Consider the following 24596-nt stretch of genomic DNA (forward strand, 5'->3'; position numbering starts at 1 on the left):
GCGTTGGTTAGCCTGATTGGCATGTCAGCGATCCCGGGCTTCTGGGCCGTCATCCCTGCGGGCGGGGCGGGTACCCGTCTGTGGCCGCTGTCCCGGGCGGGCCACCCCAAGTTCCTGCACGACCTGACCGGGTCGGGCCGCAGCCTGCTGCAGGAGACCCTCGACCGGGTCTCGCCCTTGGCGGGCGAGAGCGTCGTCGTCGTCACCGGCGCCGCCCACGTCGACGCCGTCCGTGAGCAGCTCCCGTCGCTCGGTGCCGGGGCGCTCGTCGCCGAGCCGGCGCCCCGGGACTCGATGGCGGCGATCGGTCTGGCGGCGGCCATCGTCGAGGCCCGCGACCCCGAGGCGGTCATCGGGTCGTTCGCCGCCGACCACGTCATCCCCGACGCCGAGGCGTTCCGCGCGTGCGTCGTCGAGGCCGCAGAGGTGGCGCGCGACGGTCGCCTCGTGACCATCGGGATCGAGCCGACTCACCCGTCGACGGGGTTCGGCTACATCCAGATGGGGCGTGCCCTGAGCGGCTCGACGACCGCGCGCCGGGTCCGCCAGTTCGTCGAGAAGCCCGATGCGCGGCGGGCCGCGGCGTATCTCTCCACCGGTGAGTTCCGGTGGAACGCAGGGATGTTCGTCGTGCGTGCCGCGACGCTGCTCGACCTGCTGCACCGCTGGCACCCGGAGCTCGCCTCGGGGTTGCGGGCGATCGCCGCCGACCCCTCGCGGTTGGAGGAGATCTGGCCGACCCTCGAGAAGATCGCGATCGACCACGCCGTCGCCGAGCCCGCCGCCGACATCGGGGTCGTGGCCGTCGTGCCCGGCGACTTCGCGTGGGACGACATCGGCGACTTCGCCAGCCTCGCGGCCCTCCTGCCCGAGCCCGGTGAGGGTGAGGGGCTGCGGGTGCTCGGCGACGCGTCGCTCGTGCATGCGGTCGACTCGACTGGCCTCGTCTCGCCGCGCGGTGGACGCCCGGTGGCCGTGGTCGGTCTCGACGACGTCGTCGTCATCGACTCCGGTGACGCGGTGCTCGTGACGACGCTCCAGCGCGCCCAGGACGTCAAGCGGATCGTCGAGCAGCTCAAGGAGCAGGGCCGCACTGACCTCACCTGACCGCCTGCCGCAGGTCCTCCGCTGGGGTCAGGCGGCGTCGCGGACGCGGTATGCCGCGAAGGCCAGTCCCGTCGTCACGACGGCGACCGCGCAGAGCACGACCGTCGGCAGCGCTGTGACGTCGCCGCCGGGCAGCTGCGGCACGTGCGCGAACGGCGAGACGTCGATGAGCCACTGCGGCAGACCGACCGTCGCCCCCAGCTCCCCGAGCCCGAACGCCACGGCGAGCGCTCCCCATGCGACGGCCGAGGCGTGGTGCGGCACCGCGGCCGCGGCGAGGACGGCGATCGCCACCATGACGAGGACCGCGGGGACGCGGACGAGCGCAGCGGCGAGCATCGGCACGAGACCCGGCGCCTCGCCCTGGCCGCTCGACGTCACGGCGACGGCGAGGCCGATGGCGACGAGGAGCGCGACCGGGAGGGCGACGGCATACAGGGTGTGGGCGCCGAGCCACGACCGCCGCGAGGTCGCGGTCGCGAGGACCGGTTCGCCCCGGCCGGCGCGTTCCTCGGAGGCGAGCCGCAGGGCGACCGAGATCCCGGCAGCCGCGGCGGCGACGGCGGCGAAGGCGAGCTCGGTGGAGAGATAGATGTCGGTGATCGTCCCGGCGCTGCCGCCGAGCTTGGTGAGCATGTCGACGATGGCCGGGTCGGACGCCATGTCGGCCACCGACGCGACGAGCCCGCCGAGGACGATGCCGAGCACGACGAAGGCGATGAGCCAGCCGAGTGCAGCAGGGCGGGCCAACCGGCCGACGAGACCGAGCGGGGTGCCGAGCCCGTCGCGCGCCCGGTCGGGACCGGGGCGGGGGGCGATGAGGCCCGAGCCGACGTCACGACGGTCGAGGAGCGAGAACGCGAGGGCGACGAGCACGGCGGTGAGGGCCAGCGCGAGACCGAGGACCCAGATCCGGTTGTCGCCGTAGGCGGCCACCTTGGACGACCAGCCGAGCGGGCTCGCCCACGACAGCACGGACACGGAGCCACCGGCGGTGTCGCCCACGGCGCGGAGCAGGAACATCGCACCGAGGACGCCGAGCGCGATCCCGGCGCACGCCCGGGCGCTCGTCGTGAGCTGTGCGGCGACGGCGGTGACCCCGACCATCGCCAGTCCGGCGACCACCCAGGCGACGCCGAGGGCGATGGAGCCGAGGGGGTCGAGGCCGAGGGCGACGAGCCCGACGGTGGACAGGGCCCCGGCGCCGACGACGGCCGCGGTGGCGAGCGTCATCGCCGCCGCGAGGGGAGCGCGGCGCCCGACGACGGCGGCGCCGACGAGCTCGAGCCGGCCGACCTCCTCCTCGACGCGCGTGTGACGGCGCACCACGGCATACGCGAGCAGCCCGACGAAGACCGCACCCATGAGCACTGTCTTGAACACCGAGAGGGCGTCGCGGTTCTCGGCGCCGACCGGGCCGTACATCGCGACGACCGACGGGTTGGCGAGGACGCTGCCGAGTCCCGCGCGAGCCTCGGCGTCGGTCGGGTAGAGGTCGATGGTGGCCTGGGCCGAACCGACCGACAGCGCGGTGAGGGCGAGCAGGCTGACGGGGATGAGGACCCGGTCGCGCCGCCATGCCAGGCGGAGGAGGGTGCCGGTTCCGGTGAGGGTGCTCATCGGACCTGCGCATCCTCGCTGCTGGGGGTGGTCGGGCTGGTCGCGCCGGTGGGGCTGGTCGCGCCGGTGGCGCCGGTCGGGCCGTAGTGCGCGAGGAAGAGGTCCTCGAGGCTCGCCGGCTCGCAGGTGAGGGTGACGAGCCCCAGGCGGTCGAGCCGGCTCACCGCCTCGCCGACATGGGCCGCGTCGACCGACAGCTGGACGTCGGTGCCCGTCGCGTCGACATGGACGTCTTCGACACCAGGCCACGTCGAGATGTCCTGTCCCGCAGGCGTTCTCACGATCGCGTGCACCGTCGACCGCGAGAGGTGGCGCAGCTCGGTGAGCGAGCCGGACTCGACGACGCGGCCGGCGCGCACGATGCTCACCCGCTCGCAGGCGCGCTCGACCTCGCTGAGGATGTGGCTCGAGAGGAGCACGGAGTGGCCCCGCAGCCGCGCCGCGTGCAGCTCGTCCTGGAACACCCGCTCCATGAGGGGGTCGAGGCCCGACGTCGGCTCGTCGAGGATGAGCAGGGGAGCGTCGGAGGCCAGGGCGGCGACGAGGGCGACCTTCTGCCGGTTGCCCTTGGAGTAGGAGCGCGCCTTCTTGGTCGGGTCGAGCTCGAAGCGCTCGACGAGGTCGCGTCGGCGCCGCTCGTCGAGCCCGCCGCGCAGCCGCGCGAGGACGTCGATGGTCTCGCCGCCGGTGAGGTTGGGCCACAGGGCGACGTCGCCGGGGACGTAGGCCACCCGCCGGTGCAGGTCGGTCGCGTCCGTCCAGGCGTCCCGTCCGAAGAGCCGGGCCTGCCCGGAGTCGGCACGCATCAGCCCGAGGAGGATGCGCACGGTCGTGGACTTGCCCGAGCCGTTCGGTCCGAGGAAGCCGTGCACCTCGCCCTCGGCGACGGTGAGGGCGAGGCCGTCGAGGGCGACGGTGCTGCCGAACGTCTTGCGCAGGTCCTGGGTCTCGATGACGCTGTCCACGACCCCGAGCGTACGCCTGTTTCACAAATTCGTGAATGCTCTAAACTTCCGGTATGCCGTCCCGCCCCGCCGCCGCTGCCCGTGCGCATCTTGCGGGCTCCCGGGGAGGTCCCCAGGTCACGCACCGTGAGTCGCACGCCATCGTCGAGCGGCTCGGTGCGGCCCTGTCGACCGCGGGCTTCCCGCCCATGCCCTCACGGGTCTTCGCCGCGCTCCTCGTCGACGAGGACGGGCGGATGACCTCGGCCGAGCTCACCGAGGAGCTGTCGGTGAGCCCGGCGGCGGTGTCCGGGGCGGTCCGCTACCTCACCCACGTCGGCCTGCTGCGTCGTGAGCGTGAGCGGGGTGGACGGCGTGATGTCTTCGTCGTCCTCGACGACGCGTTCCACGGGGCGCTCACCAACACCGACCAGACCTACGCCGGGATGATCCAGGCCCTCGCCGACGGGGTCGAGCACCTCGGCGCGGGGTCGACGGCGGGGGCGCGGCTGCAGCTGTCGCGTGAGTTCCTCGAGTTCGTCACCGACGAGATGAGCGGCATCATCGACCGCTGGGAGGCCTACAAGGCAGCCCGCTGACCGCCGACCCCGTGCCGCCCCCGCCGCCGCGCCACCCCCGCCGCGCAGCCGCCGTGCCGCCCCCCGCACTGGCAACGTCTGCGTCAAGGGTCGTTCTAGCAGCCGTTGCCGCCGACGTTGCGGATGGGGAGTGGGCGTGAACCACGCGCAAGTAGCATGGGTGCTCCCATGACTGACACCCTCACCGCCCTCGGCGCCAGCGTCGCGTCGGTACTCCCTGAGCTCGTCGAGATCCGCCGGGACCTGCACGCCCACCCGGAGCTCTCGCGTCAGGAGACGCGCACCACGGGGATCGTCGCTGCCCGCCTCGAGCAGGCGGGCATCCGCGTCCGCCGGCTGTCGGGCACCGGACTGGTCGCCGACCTCGGAGCCGACTCGCCGGCATACCGGGTCGCCCTGCGCGCCGACATGGACGCCCTCCCGGTGCAGGAGCAGACCGGTCTGCCGTTCGCCTCGGTGACCGACGGCGTCACGCACGCGTGTGGCCACGACGTCCACGTCACCGCGCTCCTCGGTGCGCTGCTCGCGCTCAAGGAGCAGGAGCAGGCGCTCCTCGAGCGCGGCACGGCCGTCCGCGCGATCTTCCAGGCTGCCGAGGAGGTCATCCCCGGTGGCGCGCTCGAGGCGATCGCCGACGGCGTCATGGAGGGGGTCGACGCGATCTTCGCCGTGCACTGCGACCCCTCGCTCGACGTCGGCCAGGTGGGTCTGCGCGAGGGCCCGATCACGGCGGCCTGCGACCACCTGCGCGTCCACCTCTCCGGTCGCGGCGGGCACACGTCGCGTCCGCAGCTCACCGAGGACCTCACCTACGCGCTCGCCAAGGTCGTCACCGACGTCCCGGCGGCCCTGTCGCGCCGCCTCGACCCGCGCGCCGGCGCCGCCCTCGTCTGGGGCACGGTCCGCGCGGGCACGGCGAGCAACGTCATCCCGAGCACGGGGGAGTGCAGCGGCACCCTGCGGATGCTCGACGCCAACGCCTGGCTGTCGGTCGGGCCGCTGCTCGACGAGATCGTCCAGGGCGTCGTCGCGCCCTACGGCGTCGAGGCCCGGCTCGAGCGGGTCAAGGGCGTGCCGCCGGTCGTCAACCAGGCCGACGCCATCGACGCGCTGCGCTTCGCCTGCCTCGGCACCGGGCTCCAGATCGCGCCGACCGTGCAGTCGCTCGGCGGTGAGGACTACTCCTGGTACCTCGCGCACGCACCCGGTGCGATGGCGCGGCTCGGCACGCGCACACCCGGTGGTCGGACCTACGACCTGCACCAGGGCGACGTCGTCGTCGACGAGGACTCGATCGGTTGTGGCGCACGGCTGCTCGCGTCGGTGGTCGTCGCTCACACGGTCAAGGCCGGGGGAGACATCATCGACATCGAGGGGGCCACTCATGAGTGACGTCGACTGGGATGCGTTGCGCGACAGGGCGATCGAGATGACGAAGCGTGCCTACGCGCCCTACTCGAACTACCGTGTCGGCGTCGCCGGGCTCACCGACGACGGTCGGGTCGTCGCCGGGTGCAACGTCGAGAACGCCGGCTACGGCGTCACGCTGTGCGCCGAGTGCGGCATGGTCTCCGAGCTGCACGCCACCGGCGGTGGCCTGCTCGTCGCGGTCTACTGCGTCGACGGCCGGGGCGAGGCGCTCATGCCGTGCGGACGCTGCCGTCAGCTCCTGTGGGAGAACGGCGGTGCGGCCTGCCGGATCATGACGCCCGAGGGCATCCAGACGATGGAGCAGGTGCTGCCGCAGGCGTTCGGACCGGACAACCTGGCCCAGCGTCCCTGACCCGTCGGGCGCCTGCCGGAGCCGTCGTGGCGCGGTCGCGCCGGGTGACATGATGGCGCCATGAGCGAGAGTCACGACGCCGTCGACGTCATCACCACCAAGCGCGACAAGCGAGAGCTGAGCGACGACCAGATCCGCTGGGTCATCGACGCCTACACCCGCGGCGCCGTCGCCGACGAGCAGATGAGCGCGCTCGCGATGGCCGTCCTGCTCAACGGGATGAACCGGCGTGAGATCGCGACGTGGACGGCGGCGATGATCGCCAGCGGCGAGCGGATGGACTTCTCGTCGCTGTCGCGCCCGACCGCCGACAAGCACTCGACCGGCGGGGTCGGCGACAAGATCACCCTGCCGCTCGCGCCGCTCGTCGCCGTCTTCGACGTCGCCGTCCCGCAGCTCTCCGGACGCGGCCTCGGTCACACCGGTGGCACCCTCGACAAGCTCGAGTCGATCCCCGGCTGGCGTGCCGACCTCACCAACGAGGCCATGCTCGCCCAGCTCGACGACGTCGGCGCCGTCATCTGCGCCGCCGGCACCGGCCTCGCGCCCGCCGACAAGAAGCTCTACGCCCTGCGCGACGTCACCGGCACGGTCGAGGCGATCCCGCTCATCGCCAGCTCGATCATGAGCAAGAAGATCGCCGAGGGCACCGGCGCGCTCGTCCTCGACGTCAAGGTCGGTTCCGGCGCGTTCATGAAGAACCGCGAGGACGCCACCGAGCTGGCCCGCACGATGGTCGAGCTCGGCACCGACGCCGGGGTCAACACCGTCGCGCTCCTCACCAACATGCAGACGCCGCTGGGTCTCACCGCCGGCAACGCGCTCGAGGTCCGGGAGTCGGTCGAGGTCCTCGCCGGCGGCGGCCCCGAGGACGTCGTCGAGCTCACCGTCGCCCTGGCGCAGGAGATGCTCAAGGCGGCCGGTCGCGACGGCGACGACGTCGCCGCCGCCCTCAAGGACGGCCGGGCCATGGACGCGTGGCGCCGGATGATCGCGGCGCAGGGCGGCGACCCCGACGCCGAGCTCCCCACCGCCAAGCACACCGAGGAGATCCTCGCGCCGGCTGACGGCGTCCTCACCCAGCTCGACGCCTATGCCGTCGGCGTCGCCGCCTGGCGCCTCGGCGCGGGGCGGGCGCGCAAGGAGGACCCGGTGCAGGCCGGTGCCGGCATCGAGCTGCACGCCAAGCCCGGCGCGGTCTTGCGTGGCGGAGAGAAGCTCATGACGCTCCACACGGACACGCCGGAGAAGTTCGAGCGGGCCAAGGAGGCGCTCGAGGGTGGCTTCACCATCGCCCCGGAGGGCTCACGCCCCGACCTCCTGCCGCTCGTCATCGACCGGATCTCCTGATGACCGACACCACCGACACCACCGACACCACCGCGGCCGTGCCCGCGGACATCGTCGCCCGCGCCCCCAAGGCGCTGCTCCACGACCACCTCGACGGCGGTCTGCGGCCCCAGACGATCATCGACCTCGCCGGGGAGTCCGGCTACGACGGGCTGCCGGCGGACGACGCCGAGGCGCTCGGGGCGTGGTTCCGCGACAGCGCCGACTCGGGCTCCCTCGTGCGCTACCTCGAGACGTTCAGCCACACCGTCGCGGTGATGCAGACCCCCGACCAGCTGCGCCGTGTCGCCCGCGAGTGTGCGCTCGACCTGGCCGCCGACGGCGTCGTCTACGCCGAGTCGCGCTTCGCCCCCGAGCTGCACGTCGAGGGCGGGCTCGACCTGCCCGAGGTCGTCGAGGCAGTGCTCGCTGGTTTGCGCGAGGGCGAGGAGGAGGCGGCGGCCGCCGGGACCCCGATCCGCATGGTCTCCCTGCTCACCGCGATGCGCCACGCCGCCAAGAGCGACGAGATCGCTCAGCTCGCGGTGCGCTACCGCGACCGGGGCGTGGGCGGGTTCGACATCGCCGGCGCCGAAGCGGGCTTCCCGCCCAGCCGTCACCTCTCGGCCTTCGAGTACCTCCGCCGCGAGAACGCCCACTTCACCATCCACGCCGGCGAGGCCTTCGGTCTGCCGAGCATCTGGGAGGCCATCCAGTGGTGCGGCGCCGACCGGCTCGGCCACGGCGTCCGCATCATCGACGACATCAGGAGCGAGGGTGACTCGCACACCCTCGGTCGGCTCGCGGCATACGTGCGGGACTGCCGGATCCCGCTCGAGATGTGCCCGACCTCCAACCTCCAGACCGGAGCGGCGGAGTCGATCTCGGAGCACCCGATCACGCTCCTCAAGGACCTGCGCTTCCGCGTGACGATCAACACCGACAACCGGCTCATGTCGGGCACGTCGATGTCGCGCGAGATGCAGCTCCTCGTCGACGACGCCGGGTGGACCCTCGACGACCTGCGCTGGGCGACGATCAACGCGATGAAGTCGGCGTTCATCCCGTTCGACGAGCGGCTCGCGATCATCGAACGGGTCGTCAAGCCGGGGTATGCCGCGTTGTCGGCTGCGACCTGACCCCTTGCGTCTGCGGATTCGGCGGTTCTAGCCGCCGGATCCGCAGACGCAAGAACGCCGTGAGGTATGCCGTCCGGCCGTCCACAGGTTGCCCGATCGCCTTGCGTCGTCCACAGGTGGCGCGCACCCGGGTACCGGGGAAGGGCTGGCTGATCGAGCGTGGGTGGATGCCGATCCGCCGCCCCCGTCCAGACCTGGCCGACGACCTCGAGGTGACCGCGGGAGTCCTCCCTTCTGCGGCCCTTCGCCGTTCGGGGGTGACGAGGGGGTTGAAGAGGGCGATGGTCGACGGCGGTCGCTGGAGGGCGGTGCCCGGCAAGGGGATCGTCGTGCCGGGCGGTCGCGCCGACGAGGCCCGGTGGCGCGAGGCGCTGATGAGGGTGGGTCCGCAGGCTCGGCTCGGTGGGGTGACGGCCCTCGAGGTCGACGGACTGCGTGGGTTCGCCGAGCCGTGGATCCACATCTGGGTGCCGAAGGGGTTCGAGAAGCAGCGGGTCCCCGAAGTCCGGCTCCACGAGACCCGGAGGTGGACTGAGGCGGACGCCGCCGGCAGCGGTGTGCCGCGCTCCAACCGCGCAGTGTCGACCGTGCAGGCGGCCCTGTGGTCCGTCACTCTGCGGCAGGCGGCACTGTGCCTCGTCATGCCGATCCAGCAGCGAATCGTCCCGGCGGAGCAGGTCGCGGTCGAGCTCGACCGCATCGCCCGACACCGCTTCCGCACACCGTTGCAGGCCGTGTTGCGTGACATCCGGCTCGGTGTCGAGTCGCTCAACGAGCTCGACTTCACCGTCGAGTGCCGCCGACGAGGTCTGCCCGAGCCCCACCGCCAGGTGCTGCGACGGCTCTCGCACGGGCGTGCCGTCCTCGACGTCGTGTGGGAGGACTACGCCGTCGTGGTCGAGGTCAATGGTGCGGGTCACCACGCCCTGGACGTCGCGATGCGCGACGAGGTGCGGATCACTGACCTTCAGGCACAGGGCAACGCGGTGATTCCCGTCTCCGTGCTCACGCTCCGGTGTCACCCCGACGCGCTGTTCGACGCTCTCGCCAACCTCCTGCGCAGTCGCGGCTGGCCCGGCTGACCCCAGTGCGTCTGCGGAAACGGTGGTTCTAGCAACCGAAGCCGCAGACGCAATGAGGGCTGCTGGGATGCCGACTTCCTGCGTCTGCGGAAACGGCGGTTCTAGCAACCGAAGGCGCAGACGCAAGGAGGGCGGTGCGTCAGCCCAGCGGGTCGGGCGGGAGGAGGCGGTGCGCTCGCGCCGCCTCGGAGTGCAGCCGGTCGAGGTCGCGCCGGCGACGCTCGGCGAGCACGGCCCGCAGCACCCACTCGGGGTGGACCCCGGCGGGCGGCGGCGGGGACACGTGCCGCAGCACCTGTGCTGACAGGTCCTGCCCGAGGTGCGCGCGGGCCTGCGGCGTGAGGCTGCCGGTGCGGGTGAGGAACTGGCGCACCCCGATGGTGAGCGCGGCGGGCATCGGTCCGATGTCGGTGGCGCGCACCCAGTACTCGAGTGCCGGGGGCGCCTCGGGCGGGCTCGTCACCTGCAGCTTGTGCCGCAGCGACATCGCATAGGTCCCGGCCGCCATGTCACCCAGGCGCTTGGCCCGCGGGTGGATCACGGCCGCGACGACGGCCGGCGCACCCTGCAGGAGATAGAACTCGACGAACCCGACGAGGTGACGGATCACGCTGTGCCGCACCGTGATCGGGCCGCCGTCATCGCGCACGACACGCAGGCCGAGGGCGTACTTGCCGGGGCTGCGTCCCTTGGTGACGACCTCGAAGAGCACCGGCAGGATCACCGTGAGGCCGACGACGAGCACGAGGACGGCCGCCTGGGCAACGGCGTCCGACATCGACCCGACGAGCATGCCGACGGCAAAGACCGCCGCGACGGCGAGCACGAAGGTGATGACGAGGTCGATGAGCCGGGCGGCGACGCGACTGAGGACGCTGGCCACCGGCACCTCGACGGACACGCCCTCGCCCGTGACGACGTCGTCGCCGGCATAGGTGCGGTAGCCCCCGTCGATGCTCATGGACGGAAGGCTAACCTCCGACCGCGCGAGCGCGAGCGACATAGAGTGACGCCGTGGACCTCGACGCCTTCATCGCCACCCACTTGGGTCAGTGGCGTCGGCTCGAGGAGCTCGTCGGTCGGCACCGCCTCACCGGCGCGGAGTCGGACGAGCTGCTCGACCTCTACCAGCGGGTGAGCACGCACCTCTCCGTCGTGCGGTCGTCCAGCCCCGACCCCTCGCTCGTGAGCTACCTGTCCGCGCTCCTGGCGCGGGCACGGCATACGGCAACAGGGTCCCGGGCCACGACGTGGCGGGACGGGGCACGGTTCTTCACCCAGACGTTCCCGGCCGCGCTCTACCGCACGCGCTGGTGGTGGCTCGCCACGACGGCGGGCAGTGTGCTGCTGGCGCTCGTCGTGGGGGCGTGGGCGGTGCGGCACCCCGAGGTGTTCACCCAGCAGATGACGCAGGCCGAGATCGACGCCTACGTCGGGACCGACTTCGAGAACTACTACTCCGAGTACCCGCACCACGAGTTCGCGACGCTCGTGTGGACCAACAACGCGTGGGTGGCGGCGCAGTGCATCGCCCTGGGCGTGCTCGGACTGCCCGTGCTGTGGGTGCTGGCGCAGAACGTCATCAACGTCGGGATCGCCGGCGCGCTCATGGTGAGCCACGACCGCGGGTCGCTCTTCTTCGGGCTGATCCTCCCGCACGGGCTGCTCGAGCTCACCGCGATCTTCGTCGCCGCCGCCGTCGGACTCCGGCTGTTCTGGTCGTGGATCGAGCCCGGCCCTCGAAGCCGGCTCGACTCGCTCGCGGCCGAGGGGCGCACCGCTGCGGGCGTGGCGCTGGGGCTCGTCGTCGTGCTGTTCGTCAGTGGCGGCATCGAGGGTTTCGTCACCCCGTCCGGTCTGCCGACGTGGGCCCGCATCCTCATCGGCGTCGCCGCCGAGTCGCTGTTCTTCGCCTACGTCTTCGTCGTCGGGCGGCGGGCGGTCCGCGAGGGCGCCACCGGCGACGTCGCCGAGAGCGACCGAGGCGCCACCGCCCCCATCGCCGCCTGAGGGGTCAGAGCAGACCCTGGCGCTTGAGGGCCAGGTAATGGTCGACCAGCGCCAGCGGCAGCCGGTCGGGTGTCTCGTCGAGCACCTCCACCCCGAGCGAGCGGAACGCTCCGGCCGTGCGCGCGCGCAGCCCGACGGTGCGCTCGGCCGCGGCGGCGGCATACACGTCGGTCGCGCTGTCGCGACCCCGACGCATCCGGTCGACGGCCGGGTCGGCGACCGAGGCCACGACAACCCGGTGCCGGGCGGCAAGAGCCGGGAGCACGGGCAGCAGCCCCTCCTCGAGCGCCGAGGACTCGAGCGGCGTGATGAGGACGACGAGCGCCCGCTGCGTCCCGACCCGCGCCACCTCGGCAGCGAGGAGCCTCCAATCGGCCTCGATGAGCCTGGCGTCGACCGGCGCGAGCTCGGAGATCGCGCCGTGCAGGACGCCGACGCGGTCGTGGCCGGAGACGTGCGCCCGTACCTCGCGGTCGCCGGCGATGACGTGGATCCGGTCGCGGGCGTGCCCGGCGATGGCGGTGAGGAAGAGGGCCGCGTCCATGCCCGAGTCGAGCCTCGGAGCGTCGTCGATGCGGCCGGCGCTCGTGCGTGACGTGTCGAGCACGATGATGATGCGCCGGTGCTGCTCGGGCTGCCAGGTACGCACGACGAGGTCGCGGCGACGGGCGGTCGCGCGCCAGTCGATCGAGCGGACGTCGTCGCCCTCGACGTAGTCGCGCAGCGAGTCGAACTCCGTGCCCTGCCCCCGCGTCCGCATGGCCGCACGTCCGTCGAGCTGGCGGAGCACGGCGAGCCGGCTGGGGATGTGCCGACGCGAGGGGAAGGCGTGCAGGACCCGCAGCCGACCGGGGACCTCGACCGACGCCTGGCGGGCGGCGACACCGAGCGGGCCGCGCAGCCGCAACGTCACCCGGTCGGCGTGGCGGTCACCGCGGCGGGTGGGGGTGAGCGTCGTGGTGAGGCGAGTGCGTTCGCCGCCGGGGAGACGCAGCGTATGCCGTGTCAGCTCCGCTCCCGCTGACGGCGGCCAGGCGTCGCGCAGCACCCCGCGGACCGAGCGCGAGCCGGGGTTGGTGACGAGGAGCGACGTCCTCACCGACTCGCCGAGCCGCACCGACGCCGGCAGCTCGCGCTCGAGCTGGAGCGACCTCGGCCGAGCCGCGAGCAGCACGTCCACTGCAACGACCATCCCGCACAGCAGCAGCCACAGCCACACCGTCGAGGCGGCGGGTCGGAGCACCACCGGGACGATGCCCAGGAGGACGAGCCAGAGGGCTCTCGGGGTCAGTGCCATCGGGACGGGTACCGGCGGCTCAGCGGGGGACGGGGACGGAGCCCAGCGCGCTGTCGAGGACGGCGGACACGTCGACACCCTCGAGCTCGGCCTCGGGCCGCAGCGACAGGCGGTGGGCCAGCGTGGCGTGCGCGAGGGCCTTGACGTCGTCGGGTGTGACGTAGCCACGTCCGTTGAGCCAGGCCCACGCCCGAGCCGTGGACATGAGGGCGGTCGCACCACGGGGGCTCACCCCGAGCGAGAGCGACGGCGAGTGCCGGGTGGCGCGCGCGATGTCGACGACATAGGCCGCGACGTCGTCGCTGACCTCGACCTGCCGGACCGCCTGCGCGCCGGCCTCGAGGTCGGCGGCCGAGGCGACGGCGTGGAGCCCGGCGGCGCCGAGGTCGCGCGGGTCGAACCCGTCGGCGTGACGCCGGAGCACGGCGACCTCGTCGTCGCGCGGCGGCAGCGGCAGGGTCACCTTGAGCAGGAAGCGGTCGAGCTGGGCCTCGGGGAGCGGGTAGGTGCCTTCGTACTCGACGGGGTTCTGGGTGGCGGCGACCATGAACGGCGACGGCAGCGGGTGGGGCTGGCCGTCGACGCTGACCTGGCGCTCCTCCATGGCCTCGAGCAGCGCCGACTGCGTCTTGGGAGGCGTCCGGTTGATCTCGTCGGCGAGCAGGATGTTGGTGAAGACCGGGCCCTGGCGGAAGGTGAAGTCGCTCGTGCGCGCGTCGAAGACGAGCGAGCCGGTGAGGTCGCCCGGCATGAGGTCGGGCGTGAACTGGACCCGCTTGGTCTGCACGTCGAGGGCCTGCGACAGCGACCGGACGAGCAGCGTCTTGGCGACGCCGGGCACGCCCTCGAGCAGGATGTGACCCCGGCAGAGCAGCGCGACGAGCAGCCCGGTGACGGCGGCGTCCTGACCGACGACGGCCTTGGCGACCTCGGCGCGCACGCGGAGCAGGGCGTCGCGTGCCTCTGGCGCCGTGGCCTGGGGGGCGGAGGTGCGGGTGGGGTTCTCGGTCATGGGCGGTGTGCCTTCTCCTCGAGGTCGGACAGGTCCTGGGCGAGCCGCACGAGAGCGGCGTCGTCGGTGGGATGGGGGCCGGAGACGAGGTCGAGGACCTCGCTCACAGGACGACCGGTGGCAGCCGAGATGGCCCGGGCGACGGTCTCGACGGAGTCGCCCCGCCGCAGGCCCAGGCGGGAGCGGAGGCGGTCGAGCGTGGCGAGCCGCAGCACGGTGGCGGCGCGTGGCCGGTCCTGTGCGCGGCGGTAGAGGCGGCCTCGGCTCTCGGTCGTCTCGACGGCGCGCACGACGACGGGCAGGGGCTCCGGCACGAGGCGTCCGAGCCGGCGACCGCGGACGAGAGCGAGGACGACGAGCGAGAAGCCGACGAGGGCCAGCGACGGGGTGAACCACGCCGGCAGCAGCGACCCGTCCTCGACGTCCTCGGAGTCCGCGAGGTCGGTGACGTCGGGCTGGTACCAGAGCAGCCGCGGGGAGCCGCCGAGCAGCCGGAGCGCGATCGCCGCGTTGTGCTCCTGCGTGATCTGACCGTTGGTGAAGCCGGTGGTCGTGCCGATCACGGTCATCGGCGGGTGCGCGGGGCTGGACGGCAGCTCGATGAGGCCGGCGCCGTGGTCGCCGGACCCGTCGTCGCCCCCGTCGTCACCCGACCCGCTCGTCAGGGTGAGCGGGAAGCACACCTTGGCGCCCGTGGTCCCGCTGCCGGGCTCGTAGCGCGCGTCGATCCCGACGAGCGAGTCGCCCTCGTCGACGGTGCCGATGTCGCACCTGCTCTCGACCCGGACGTCGGCGCCGATGGGCAGCGCCGTGGCGTCGGCGCGCAGGGCCCGCAGCTGTCCGGTCGACGGCGACAGCACGACGAGCCTCTCGACCCCGAGCGTCTCCTGCCGCAGCGTCGTCGCCGCGGCCGTGCCGAGGTTGCTCGTGTTGGCGATGACCACCGTGGTCTCCTCGTCGACCTCGGCCAACGCGTCACGCACGTCGTCGACAGAGGTGAAGGTCTCGACGTCGACGCCGTTGTCCTCGAGGACGGCGACGAGGGCGGCCGCGCCGGTCGGCCCCACGCCCTCGGGGTCCATCGCGTCACCCGGGGGCGTTGTGGCGATGGCGATCGCGGCGAGGGCGCCGACGCCGAGCAGGATGGCCAGCGCCCACAGCCCGGTGCGCCGCCACCTCGACAGGGCGGTCACCGCTGCGTCCCGATCGGAGTGAGCCGGGGACGGGCGCGACCCAGGCGCTCGTCGAGGTCGAGGACGGCGCGGCCGTCGGACTCAGCCGCCCGGTCGTGGCCGTAGCGCACCGCGTCGAACCGGTCGGCCGCCGCCCGGACCCCGCCGGTCTCGTCGGGGAAGGCCTTCGACAGCTCGAGGGACGCCTCGTGGGCGGTGCGACCGGGCAGGTCGTCGAGCACGGTCCGCTCCACCGACGCCGCGACGATCGCGCGGTAGCCGTCGAGCACGACCGTGTCCCAGTCGCCCTGTCTCGCAGCGTTGCTCGCGCGAAGCCTGTATGCCGTCGCGTCCACTCCGCGCTCGTCGAGGACTCCGCGGTCGGTCGCCGACCGGCGGGCACGGGCCTCGGGTCGGAGCAGCACCACGACCACGAGCGCGATGAGGGCGAGGGCGACGAGGACCACGACGACGAACACCCAGGACGGGAGGCCGGGGCCACTCGTGTCCAGGAGCCCGAGCAGCCACTCACGGAAGCGGTCCCAGAGGCTGGGCTCGACGGCATACCGAGGCTTGGAGAGCTCGTCCTGGAGCAGGCGCCGGCCCTCGCTCCGCGTGGGGTCGAGAGGTGGCGTGTCCAGGATCATGCGGTGGCGCGGGACCAGGGCGGTGCCGCCGTGCCCTGCGCTGTCTGGACGAGCTGGACGTCGAGTCCCTCGCGGCGGATGCGCGAGTCGACGTAGAGGAGGGCGTCGAGCCCGGCGGTGATCGGGGTCGTGATGGCGCCGCCGATGATGCCGCTCACGCCGGTGACGACGGCCTGCCAGACGTACATCTGGTCGAGTGGGATGCCGGTGAAGGCGAGGGCGAACGCGATGATCGCGAGCGGCGAGGTGATGAGCGAGCCGACGATGCCGATCATGATCGAGGCGAGAAGCCGGATGCCGAGCAGGCGCCAGAAACCGGAGCCTGACGTGAGTTGCCACGACCGGGCGAAGGCGCGACCGACGCCGAGGTTCTCGAGGATCACCGACGACGTGACGAAGGCCAGCCGGGTCCACAGGAAGAGGGTCGCCGGGACGGCGAGCACGAGCGCGAGCAGCAGGAGGCCGAAGCCCGCGGCGATCGTGCCGTCGCTGCCGCTCGTGCCTCCGCCGATGAGCAGCACGAGGGGGATGGCCATGATGAGCGCCAGCGTGCCGATGATGGCCAGCGAGGTGAGCACGGTCGCGCCGGCGAGCGCCCAGATGCGCGAGATCGTGCCGCGCCAGGTCTCGCCGGCGGTGACCTTGCGGCCGAGGACGGCCTGCCCGATGACGTAGGCGAGGAACCCGGCGAGGAGGATCGCGGAGAACCACGACCCGATCGAGGGGACCATCGAGCCGAGCGTGCCGACGAGCCCGGCGGTGTCGTTGCTCACCGACTCCTCGAGGGTGATCGAGCGCTCCTGGCTCGACACCCACGCGCCGAGCGCGGTGAAGGGCACGAGGAACACCGTCGAGGTGAGGGCGGCGAGCCCCACGGTCGCCCCGACGTTGCCGCGGACGGCGCGGAACACGCCACCGAAGAGGTCGTTCAGCGTCAGCGGGCGCAGCGGGATGATCCCGGGGCGGAAGTCGGCGTAGCGCGGCAGCTGCTGTGGCGTGAGGTAGGGCGGCTGCTGCGGGACCTGCTGGGGCGCGGGCGGGTACTGCTGCTGGTGCGGCGGGTACTGCTGGGGCGCGGGCGGGGACTGCTGCGACGCCGGGGCGCCGGGATAGCCGCCGGGAGCGGCAGGCGGGCCGGGCGGAGGACCGGGGTGGCCGGCATACGGGTCCTGCTCGGGACGTCGGGAAGCGCTTCCCGGTGCGGACCAACCCTGGTCGCTCATGTGCGTGTGCCTCCCCGTGGCGCTGACTGGTCTGAACCCTAACCGAGGCGCGGTCCCGGTCGAGGGCACCTCGTCACACCCAGAAGCCGCGTCCGCCGTTCCAGTCGCCGAAGTGGTCGCGGTAGGACGTGCCCGGGCCGCGCGACCCGAGGTAGGAGCCGACGACGGCCGCGCCCAGGTCGTCGAGCTCGGGGCTCACCATCCGCCCGCCGACCCGCCGCGCCATCGACTCGATGAAGCGGGCGAGGCCGGGGTCCTCGCCGAGCCGGAAGAACGTCACCTGCGCCCCGAGCCGTGCCGAGCCGTCGAGCTCGCGCACCGAGTGGGCGATGGTGACCGGGTCGGGTGGGTACGAGAACCACACCTCGCCGTCGGGTTCGAGGTGGGCGGTGGGCTCACCGTCGGTGACGACGAGCAGCACCGGCTGCGCGTTGGGGTGCTTGCGGAAGAAGCGGTTGGCCAGGAGCAGGGCATGGTGGAGGTTCGTGCCCTTGGCCCACCTGGCGTCGAGGGCGGTGAGCTGCTCGATCTCCATGACCTCGGCGTGCCGGCCGAAGCCGATGAGCTCGAGGTGGTCGCCGCGGAAGCGCGAGCGGATGAGCTGGTGCAGGGCCAGTGCGGTGCGCTTCATCGGCACCCAGCGGCCGTCCATCGCCATCGAGAACGACGTGTCGACGAGCAGTGCCACGGCAGCCTGGGTGCGGGCCTCGGTCTCGACGACCTCGACGTCGTCGATGGTGATCCGCAGGGGGGAGCCACCACCGTCACGCAGGACGGCGTTGGTGATGGTGCGCGGCACGTCCCAGGGCTCCGTGCCGCCGAACTCCCAGCGCCGGGTGGCGCCGGAGGGCTCGCCGGCGAGCCCGGTCGTGCGTGACTCGCGGGCTCCGGCGCGTCCGCTCATCCGGTCGGCGACGTCACGCAGGAGGGCCTTGCCGAGCTGTCGCATCGCCTTGGGGGAGAGGCGGAGCTCACCGTCGGAGCCGCGCTTGAGGTAGCCGCTGTCGCGCAGCGCCCGCTCGAGCTCCTGGAGGGCGCGGGCGTCGACGACGGCCTCGTCGCCGAGCTGGCGGGCGAGGGCGTCGAGGTCGATGTCGTCGAGCCGGGCCCCGCCGTAGGACTGCGAGAGCTGGTCGGAGAGCGCGTCGAGCTGGGCGAGGTCCTGCAGGGCGCCGGTGCCGTCGCCGAGACCGAGCCCCTCGCCGCCCTCGAAGCTCTCCGAGCCCGACCAGTCCTCACCCGGGCGCAGCGACTGCAGGTTGCCGTCCATCCGGGCGAGCTGCTCCACGAGACCGGGCGACCCGAACGCCTGCTGGGACAGCTCCGCGAGCTCGGCCCGCTGCTCCGGTGTCATCGACGCCAGCATCCGCTGGGCCGCCGCGGCCCGCTGGGCGAGGGCGTCGACGAGCTCGTCGACGGTGGCGGGGTTCTCGGGGAACCAGTCGCCGTGCTTGGCCATGAACTGCTCGAAGGCGCGGTCGACCTCGGCCCTTGATTCGGGTGAGCCGTCGGACTGCTGGTGCTTCTCGAGGAGGTCGTTGAGGTCGGAGAGCATCTCCTGCACCGCCGCGCGGTCCTCGTCGGTGGCGCCCTCGAGCGCCTGCTTCATGCCGGCGAACCGCTGATCGAGCAGCTCGCGCCCGAGGAGGTCCTTGATCTGCTCGTAGGCCTCGCGGGCGTCGGTGCTCTGCCAGTCGTAGGACGAGAGCTCGGTGACTGCGGCCGCGGTCGACTCCGGCAGCGCCCCGAGCTGGAGCTCGCGGAAGGCGCGGTCGTCGTCGTCCATCGTGATGTCGCGAGCGAGCTGTCCGCGCTCGGCGGTGACCGCCTTGTCGAGCAGCTCGCGCACCTGGCGCATCGTCCCGCCGAGGTCGTGGCGTTCGAGGATCTCGCGGCGGCGCTCGGCGAGCCGGCGAGCGAGGTCGTCGAGCCCGCGCTGGTCGGCCCCGCCGCGGCGGAGGAACTCGCTCATCGCGCGCTCGGGGGAGTAGCCCGCCATGACGTCCTGCCCGATGGCGTCGAGCGCCTCGGCGAGGTCGACGGGCGGCGCGAGCGGGTCCCCGCCGTCGTACCTGCGGTAGCGGTTCATCGCGACCCGGCTGGGTCCGCGGACCCAGCCGACCCGGCATACGAAGGCAGCTCAGCCATAGACGGTCTCCCCGCGCCCCGTCTCCTTGCCGATCCTGCGGGCGAGGAACAGGCCCTCGAGGGCCAGCTCGATGGCGCCGGCACGTGACCCGTCGTCGGTGGCGCCGAGGCGGTCGGTGATCTGGTCGTAGACGTCGGACTCCCCGAGCACCGGCAGCCCGGCGAGGAAGTCACGGGCGCTGACCCGTGCCCCGGTCGTGACGATCGCGCCGTCCTCGATGGCCTCGACCAGCAGCCGGAGGTCGACACCGCCGAGGTGGGCGCGCACCGTCTCGGCGATCGCCGTGCGGAGCAGGTGCGTGAGGATCTCGGTCTCGCGCCCCTCCTCGCCGGTCTCGAACTCGATCTTGCCGCCGAGGACCTCGACGGCGGTCTCGAGGTCGACGACGCGGGCGACGGGGGTCTCCTCGCCCTGCGTGGTGGCGCGGTGGAGCGCCGCCGCAGCGATGGTCTCGGCACCGGCGATGGCGAACCGCGCGCTCACGCCCGAGCGCTGGTCGACGCTCGACGACTCGCGCAGGGCCCGCGTGAAGCGGGCGAGCACCTCGAGCAGGTGGTCCGGGACGTCGGCGACGAGATCGGCCTCCTGCGCGATGACCGCGATCTCCTCCGTGACCTCGTGCGGGTAGTGGGTGCGGATCTCGGCACCGAAGCGGTCCTTGAGCGGGGTGATGATCCGGCCGCGGTTGGTGTAGTCCTCGGGGTTGGCGCTCGCGACGACGAGCACGTCGAGCGGCAGCCGCAGGACGTAGCCGCGGATCTGGATGTCGCGCTCCTCCATGACGTTGAGCATCGCGACCTGGATCCGCTCGGCGAGGTCGGGCAGCTCGTTGATCGCGACGATGCCGCGGTGGCTGCGGGGGATGAGCCCGAAGTGGATCGTCTCGGGATCACCGAGGCTGCGTCCCTCGGCGACCTTCATCGGGTCGACGTCGCCGATGAGGTCGGCGACGCTCGTGTCGGGGGTCGCGAGCTTCTCGGCGTAGCGCTCCTCGCGGTGGCGCCACGTCACGGGCAGGTCGTCGCCGAGCTCGGCCGCCCGCCGGATCGACGCCGGGGTGATCGGCTCGAACGGGTCCTCGCCGAGCTCCGAGCCCTCGATGACGGGGGTCCACTCGTCGAGCAATCCGACGAGCGCGCGCAGCAGGCGGGTCTTGCCCTGGCCGCGCTCACCGAGCAGGACGACGTCGTGGCCGGCGAGCAGCGCCCGCTCGACCTGCGGGATCACCGAGTCGGAGAACCCGTGCAGACCCGGCCACGGGTCCTCGCCGGCGCGGAGCTTCGCGAGCAGGTTGTCGCGGATCTCCTGACGCAGGCGCTTGGGCTGGTGGCCGGCTGCGCGCAGCTGGCCGACGGTCCGGGGCTCAGGTGCAGTCACCCCTCCACGCTAACCCCGCGTGCAAGGACCTCCACAGGCCTTGTCCGTATGCCGTCCCGTCACCGACGCGGACAGGCTCAGGCGTGCGCGTGGCTGAGGCGCGCCTCGACGTCCTTGGCCCGGGCGGACTCGGCACCGAGCGCCACCTGGCGCGCCACCACGGTGGGCTCGGCGCGCATCAGGGCGAGTCCGCGCCGGACGAGCACCATCGGCGGCTTGCGGCGCTCCTTGAGGTCGCGGGCGAGCCGACGGACGAACGTGACGAACGGGCGGTGGTGGATGCACCACGCGCTGTGCAGGACACCGGCCGACCGGAGCTCCTCGACGACCTCGGCCGCGAAGATCCCCTCGGCCAGCACCAGCTCGCCGGGCGCCACGGTCACCGTGGTCGAGCCCACGGCCCGGCTCTGCGACAGGTCGTAGACCGGCGTGAGGGTCGAGCCCGTGTCGACGAGCTCGCAGAGCGCGGCCACGGCAGCTGCCTCGTCCCACGAGTCCGGGTGGTCCCAGTCGATGATCCCGAGCTCCTCGCTGCGCGGCATCGACGGGTCGTCGAGGTCGCGGTAGAAGTCGTCGAGTCGCACGATCGGCCACCCGTGTGTGTGGTGCAGCCGTTCGGCCAGACGCGACTTGCCGGCACCGCTGGGCCCGGCGAGGACGACGACGCGCGCTCGACCGGTGTGCTCCGCGGTCACCGGCCCTTGGGGTGCCAGACCGTCTTGGTCTCGAGGAAGGCGGTGAGTCGGGACAGGTCGGGCGTCGCGGTCCAGTCGGGCTCGACCGCCTCGGCGCCGTTGCCGCCGGGGCGCAGGACGCGCTTGAGGTTGTCGGCGCTGGCCTCCTCGAGGGCGGCCCAGTCGACGCCCTCGGCACCCGCGGCGCCGGCGAGGTCGATGGCGTTGACGTCGCGGTGGCTCGCCAGCCAGGGGGCGATCTCGGCGGCCCGCCCGCTGATGATGTTGACGACGCCACCGGGCACGTCCGACGTCGCGAGGCACTCGGCGAGCGTGATCGCCGGCAGCGGGCGCTCGGCGCTGGTCACGACGACGACGGCGTTGCCAGAGACGATGACCGGCGCGATGACCGAGACGAGGCCGAGGAGGCTTGACTCCTGCGGCGCGAGGACGGCGACGACGCCGGTCGGCTCGGACGCCGAGATGTTGAAGTACGGGCCCGCGACGGGGTTGAGCCCACCGAGGATCTGGACGTACTTGTCGGACCACCCGGCATACCAGACCCAGCGGTCGATCGCCTGCGAGACAACGGCTTCGGCCGCCGCGGCGGTGAGGCCCTCGGCGTCACGGACCTCCTGCACGAGCTGCGGACGACGCGACTCCATGACCTCGGCGACGCGGTAGAGGACCTGACCGCGGTTGTATGCCGTGGCGCTCGCCCAGCCGGGCTGCGCGGCGCGCGCGGCGGTCACCGCGTCGCGGGCGTCCTTGCGCGAACCCTGCGCCGCGTTGGCGAGGAACCGCGGGGTGGCGCCGGCGCGAGCGCGGCCGGACGGCGCGGCATACACCTCGTAGGAACGACCGCTCTCGCTGCGGGGGAACTTGCCCCCGATGTAGAGCTTGTAGGTCTTCTTGACGTCGACGCGACTCATGGTCGGGCTCACGCTCCGGTCTTGACGTAGGGCTCGAGACCGTGGCGACCGCCCTCGCGGCCGTATCCGGACTCCTTGTATCCACCGAACGGGCTCGTCGGGTCGAACTGGTTGAACGTGTTGGCCCACACGACACCGGCCTTGAGCTGGTCGGCCATCCAGAGGATGCGCGAACCCTTCTCGGTCCAGATGCCCGCGGACAGGCCGTAGGGGGTGTTGTTGGCCTTGGCGACGGCCTCCTGCGGCGTGCGGAAGGTCAGCACGGACAGGACCGGGCCGAAGATCTCCTCCTGCGCGATGCGGTGCGTCTGCGTGACACCGGTGAACACCGTTGGCCTGAACCAGAATCCCTTGCTCGGGAGCTCGCAGCCGTTGTCCCAGCGGGTCGCGCCCTCGCCCTCGCCGGCGTCGGTGAGCGCGACGATCCGGTCGAGCTGTGCGCGGCTGTTGATCGCGCCGACGTCGGTGTTCTTGTCGAGCGGGTCGCCGACGCGCAGGGTCTCGAGGCGGCGCTTAAGGCGACGCTCGACCTCGCCGGCGATCGACTCCTGCACGAGCAGGCGTGAGCCGGCGCAGCAGACGTGGCCCTGGTTGAAGAAGATGCCGTTGACGATGCCCTCGACGGCCTGGTCGATGGGGGCGTCGTCGAAGACGATGTTGGCGGCCTTGCCACCGAGCTCGAGCGTGGCCTTCTTGCGGGTGCCGGCGATCGCGCGGGCGATCATCTTGCCGACGCCGGTCGAGCCGGTGAACGCGAGCTTGTCGATGCCGGGGTGGTCGACGATCGCCTGACCGGTCGGGCCGGCGCCGGTGACGATGTTGACGACGCCCGGGGGCAGGTCGGCCTGCTGGCACACCTCGGCGAAGAGCAGGGCGGTGAGCGGCGTGGTCTCGGCCGGCTTGAGGACGACGGTGTTGCCGGTGGCCAGGGCCGGGGCGATCTTCCACGCGAGCATGAGCATCGGGAAGTTCCACGGGATGATCTGGCCGACCACGCCGTGCGGGCGCGGGTTGGTACCGAGCGAGGCGAACTCGAGCTTGTCGGCCCAGCCCGCGTTGTAGAAGAAGTGGGCCGCGGCGAGCGGGATGTCGATGTCCCGGCTCTCCTTGATCGGCTTGCCGTTGTCGAGGCTCTCGAGGACGGCGAACTCGCGCGCGCGCTCCTGGAGGATGCGGGCGATGCGGTAGAGGTACTTGCCGCGGTCGGTGCCGCTCATCCGCGACCAGACCCGCGTGTATGCCGTCCGCGCCGCCTTGACGGCCGCGTCGACGTCGGCCTCGGAGGCGTCGGAGACCTCGGCGAGGACCTCCTCGGTGGCCGGGCTGATCGACTTGAAGGCGGTGCCGCTGCCGTCGACGAACTCGCCGTTGATGAACAGGCCGTAGCTGCTCTGGAGGTCGACGACGGCCCGGGACTCGGGGGCCGGTGCGTACTCGAAGCGTGACATCAGGGGGTCCTTCAGTAGGCCGTGGAGGGGGAGTCGTCGGCGATGTAGTTGGCGCCGGAGTATGCGCCGGTCGTCATCCGCTGACGCTGCAGGAGGAGGTCGTTGAGCAGGCTGCTCGCGCCGAAGCGGAACCACTGGTTGTCGAGCCAGTCGTCGCCGGCGATCTCGCTCACCGTGACGAGGAACTTCAAGGCGTCCTTGCTCGTCTTGATGCCACCGGCCGGCTTGACGCCGATCATCTCGCCGGTGAGGTCGCGCCAGTCGCGGACCGCCTCGAGCATGATCAGGGTGACGGGGAGGGTGGCGGCGGGCTGGATCTTGCCGGTGCTCGTCTTGATGAAGTCGCCACCGGCGAGCATCGACAGCCAGCTGGCGCGGCGGACGTTGTCGTAGGTCACGAGCTCGCCGGTCTCCATGATGACCTTGAGGCGTGCGTCGCCGCACGCCTGCTTGACCTCGGCGATCTGGTTGAACACGGTGAGGTAGTCGCCGCTGAGGAAGGCGCCACGGTCGATGACCATGTCGATCTCGTCGGCGCCGGCCTTGACCGCGTCCTTGGTGTCGGCGAGCTTGACCGCCATGCTCGCGCGGCCGCTCGGGAAGGCGGTGGCGACGGCGGCGACCTTGACGCCGCTGGCGCCCAGGGCCTCCTTGGCCGTCTCGACCATGTCGCCGTAGACGCAGACCGCCGCAGGACGGGGCGTCGACAGGTCGCTCGGGTCGGGAAGCAGCGCCTTGGCGGCGAGCCCGCGGACGCGTCCCGGGGTGTCGGCGCCCTCGAGCGTCGTGAGGTCGATCATCGAGATGGCGAGGTCGATGGCCCACTGCTTGCTCGTGGTCTTGATCGACCGGGTGCCGAGCCCGGCGGCGCGGGCCTCGCAGCCGACCTGGTCGACGCCGGGAAGCCCGTGCAGCCAGCGGGTCAGTGCCTGGTTGGTCAGGCGCGAGACGCCGAGCAGGTCGCGGGCGCGAGACGTGGCGTCGACCGCAGGGGTGACGGGGGTGTCAGTGGTGGTGCTCACCCCCGGAGTCTACCGGCGGGGTCGAGGGCC

General features: G+C 72.5%; 22 protein-coding genes. 8 read left to right on the forward strand and 14 right to left on the reverse strand.

Annotation, left to right across the window (positions count from 1 at the left end):
- Window positions 1–21 precede the first annotated feature (21 nt).
- Window positions 22–1107, forward strand: coding sequence for a mannose-1-phosphate guanylyltransferase (locus ACSQ11_RS10155; RefSeq protein WP_436005013.1), 1086 nt, complete (start codon window positions 22–24; stop codon window positions 1105–1107).
- A 27-nt stretch (window positions 1108–1134) separates the two neighbouring features.
- Here ACSQ11_RS10155 and ACSQ11_RS10160 read toward each other — a convergent pair whose 3' ends face one another.
- Window positions 1135–2727 (reverse strand): ABC transporter permease, encoded by a 1593-nt coding sequence (locus ACSQ11_RS10160; protein WP_436005014.1) that lies wholly within the window; start codon window positions 2725–2727, stop codon window positions 1135–1137.
- Window positions 2724–3692, reverse strand: a complete 969-nt coding sequence (locus ACSQ11_RS10165) for an ABC transporter ATP-binding protein (RefSeq protein WP_436005015.1) — start codon at window positions 3690–3692, stop codon at window positions 2724–2726. The genes ACSQ11_RS10160 and ACSQ11_RS10165 overlap by 4 nt, the downstream gene beginning before the upstream one ends.
- A gap of 53 nt (window positions 3693–3745) precedes the next feature.
- Here ACSQ11_RS10165 and ACSQ11_RS10170 point away from each other — a divergent pair, with 53 nt between their 5' ends.
- From ACSQ11_RS10170 to ACSQ11_RS10195, 6 genes are all read left to right on the forward strand, one after another.
- A complete protein-coding gene (locus tag ACSQ11_RS10170) occupies window positions 3746–4270 on the forward strand; it encodes a GbsR/MarR family transcriptional regulator (RefSeq protein WP_436005016.1) in 525 nt (174 codons plus the stop codon).
- Between the two features lie 168 nt (window positions 4271–4438).
- Window positions 4439–5662 (forward strand): amidohydrolase, encoded by a 1224-nt coding sequence (locus tag ACSQ11_RS10175; protein WP_436005017.1) that lies wholly within the window; start codon window positions 4439–4441, stop codon window positions 5660–5662.
- Window positions 5655–6053, forward strand: coding sequence for a cytidine deaminase (locus ACSQ11_RS10180; protein ID WP_436005018.1), 399 nt, complete (start codon window positions 5655–5657; stop codon window positions 6051–6053). The genes ACSQ11_RS10175 and ACSQ11_RS10180 overlap by 8 nt, the downstream gene beginning before the upstream one ends.
- A gap of 60 nt (window positions 6054–6113) precedes the next feature.
- The gene (locus tag ACSQ11_RS10185; RefSeq protein WP_436005019.1) at window positions 6114–7403 is read left to right on the forward strand and encodes a thymidine phosphorylase; all 1290 of its coding nucleotides are present in this window, start codon (window positions 6114–6116) and stop codon (window positions 7401–7403) included.
- Entirely contained in the window at window positions 7403–8521 is a 1119-nt protein-coding gene (locus tag ACSQ11_RS10190; protein WP_436005020.1) for an adenosine deaminase, read from the forward strand. The genes ACSQ11_RS10185 and ACSQ11_RS10190 overlap by 1 nt, the downstream gene beginning before the upstream one ends.
- A gap of 167 nt (window positions 8522–8688) precedes the next feature.
- Window positions 8689–9603: a hypothetical protein gene (locus ACSQ11_RS10195; RefSeq protein ID WP_436005021.1), complete on the forward strand. Its 915-nt coding sequence runs from the start codon at window positions 8689–8691 to the stop codon at window positions 9601–9603.
- A gap of 139 nt (window positions 9604–9742) precedes the next feature.
- On the opposite strand, the gene ACSQ11_RS10200 is transcribed toward ACSQ11_RS10195, so the two are convergent.
- Window positions 9743–10564: an RDD family protein gene (locus tag ACSQ11_RS10200; RefSeq protein WP_436005022.1), complete on the reverse strand. Its 822-nt coding sequence runs from the start codon at window positions 10562–10564 to the stop codon at window positions 9743–9745.
- A 53-nt stretch (window positions 10565–10617) separates the two neighbouring features.
- On the opposite strand from ACSQ11_RS10200, the gene ACSQ11_RS10205 reads away from it, so the two are divergent.
- Entirely contained in the window at window positions 10618–11613 is a 996-nt protein-coding gene (locus tag ACSQ11_RS10205; protein WP_436005023.1) for a stage II sporulation protein M, read from the forward strand.
- A 4-nt stretch (window positions 11614–11617) separates the two neighbouring features.
- On the opposite strand, the gene ACSQ11_RS10210 is transcribed toward ACSQ11_RS10205, so the two are convergent.
- From ACSQ11_RS10210 to deoC, 11 genes are all read right to left on the reverse strand, one after another.
- Complete coding sequence (locus ACSQ11_RS10210; protein ID WP_436005024.1) at window positions 11618–12910, reverse strand: DUF58 domain-containing protein; 1293 nt, start codon at window positions 12908–12910, stop codon at window positions 11618–11620.
- A 19-nt stretch (window positions 12911–12929) separates the two neighbouring features.
- A complete protein-coding gene (locus tag ACSQ11_RS10215; protein WP_436005025.1) occupies window positions 12930–13922 on the reverse strand; it encodes an AAA family ATPase in 993 nt (330 codons plus the stop codon).
- Window positions 13919–15115: a DUF4350 domain-containing protein gene (locus tag ACSQ11_RS10220; RefSeq protein ID WP_436005026.1), complete on the reverse strand. Its 1197-nt coding sequence runs from the start codon at window positions 15113–15115 to the stop codon at window positions 13919–13921. Before ACSQ11_RS10220 ends, ACSQ11_RS10215 begins: the two co-directional genes overlap by 4 nt.
- Complete coding sequence (locus tag ACSQ11_RS10225) at window positions 15112–15741, reverse strand: DUF4129 domain-containing protein (protein ID WP_436005027.1); 630 nt, start codon at window positions 15739–15741, stop codon at window positions 15112–15114. Before ACSQ11_RS10225 ends, ACSQ11_RS10220 begins: the two co-directional genes overlap by 4 nt.
- Window positions 15738–16964, reverse strand: coding sequence for a hypothetical protein (locus tag ACSQ11_RS10230; protein WP_436005028.1), 1227 nt, complete (start codon window positions 16962–16964; stop codon window positions 15738–15740). Before ACSQ11_RS10230 ends, ACSQ11_RS10225 begins: the two co-directional genes overlap by 4 nt.
- 73 nt (window positions 16965–17037) lie before the next feature.
- Entirely contained in the window at window positions 17038–19053 is a 2016-nt protein-coding gene (locus tag ACSQ11_RS10235) for a VWA domain-containing protein (protein ID WP_436005029.1), read from the reverse strand.
- Window positions 19054–19104: 51 nt separating this feature from the next.
- Window positions 19105–20490, reverse strand: a complete 1386-nt coding sequence (locus ACSQ11_RS10240; protein ID WP_436005030.1) for a magnesium chelatase — start codon at window positions 20488–20490, stop codon at window positions 19105–19107.
- A gap of 77 nt (window positions 20491–20567) precedes the next feature.
- Complete coding sequence (locus tag ACSQ11_RS10245) at window positions 20568–21185, reverse strand: uridine kinase family protein (protein ID WP_436005031.1); 618 nt, start codon at window positions 21183–21185, stop codon at window positions 20568–20570.
- Window positions 21182–22096 (reverse strand): aldehyde dehydrogenase family protein, encoded by a 915-nt coding sequence (locus ACSQ11_RS10250; RefSeq protein ID WP_436005032.1) that lies wholly within the window; start codon window positions 22094–22096, stop codon window positions 21182–21184. Before ACSQ11_RS10250 ends, ACSQ11_RS10245 begins: the two co-directional genes overlap by 4 nt.
- An 8-nt stretch (window positions 22097–22104) precedes the next feature.
- Complete coding sequence (locus ACSQ11_RS10255; protein WP_436005033.1) at window positions 22105–23544, reverse strand: aldehyde dehydrogenase family protein; 1440 nt, start codon at window positions 23542–23544, stop codon at window positions 22105–22107.
- Window positions 23545–23555: 11 nt separating this feature from the next.
- Window positions 23556–24566: a deoxyribose-phosphate aldolase gene (deoC, locus tag ACSQ11_RS10260; RefSeq protein ID WP_436005034.1), complete on the reverse strand. Its 1011-nt coding sequence runs from the start codon at window positions 24564–24566 to the stop codon at window positions 23556–23558.
- Between the last annotated feature and the right edge of the window lie 30 nt (window positions 24567–24596).

The sequence above is a fragment of the Knoellia sp. LjRoot47 genome (assembly GCF_964253435.1).
GTDB lineage: Bacteria > Actinomycetota > Actinomycetes > Actinomycetales > Dermatophilaceae > Knoellia.